At 36.7% G+C, this 528-nt stretch carries 1 protein-coding gene; it reads right to left on the reverse strand.

The window, feature by feature from the left end:
- Nucleotides 1-186 precede the first annotated feature (186 nt).
- Nucleotides 187-498, reverse strand: a complete 312-nt coding sequence (locus tag C200_RS13685; protein WP_032126208.1) for a hypothetical protein — start codon at nucleotides 496-498, stop codon at nucleotides 187-189.
- Between the last annotated feature and the right edge of the window lie 30 nt (nucleotides 499-528).

Here is a 528-nt window from a genome sequence, read left to right on the forward strand (position 1 = left end):
TCAGATGACGGAGGGCGGTTTCCTCTGCCGCTCGACCTTGTGCTTTTTTTAGCATTTCATGAAAAAGTTCAAAGTTTGAGTAAGCCTTATTAAATTCATTTTCGCTCGCCATTAAACGCTCGTTCATTTCCATCTCCTAAATTTTACAACTATAATAAGCTAATTATAGTTGCATAAATAAATACATTAATATGCGCTTGCTCTGCCTTCTTTTAAAGAGAGCAGCGCTTCAGGAAAATTACTTAACCCAGAATACAAAGAAACGAAATCCCAAATATAGCCGTTATAAATTTCGTTATTATTTTTAATTGCCGTGAACTCATTGCTCTCTGATAAAATATATAAGTCCTCCTTGCTTGTATTTTCTTTATGGGAAACATTGCCATCACTTACTAGTGTGAAACGGTTCAATGTAGAAAGCCTCCTTTTATTTAGCTCAAACGCTTTAACAAAAAGCCCAGCAGCACTTGCAAAATCAACAGCTCCATCCACAATCACATCACGATCTTTTCGTAAGCGTCGCTACCT

Origin of the sequence: Piscirickettsia salmonis LF-89 = ATCC VR-1361 (assembly GCF_000297215.2) — a bacterium.
GTDB lineage: Bacteria > Pseudomonadota > Gammaproteobacteria > Piscirickettsiales > Piscirickettsiaceae > Piscirickettsia > Piscirickettsia salmonis.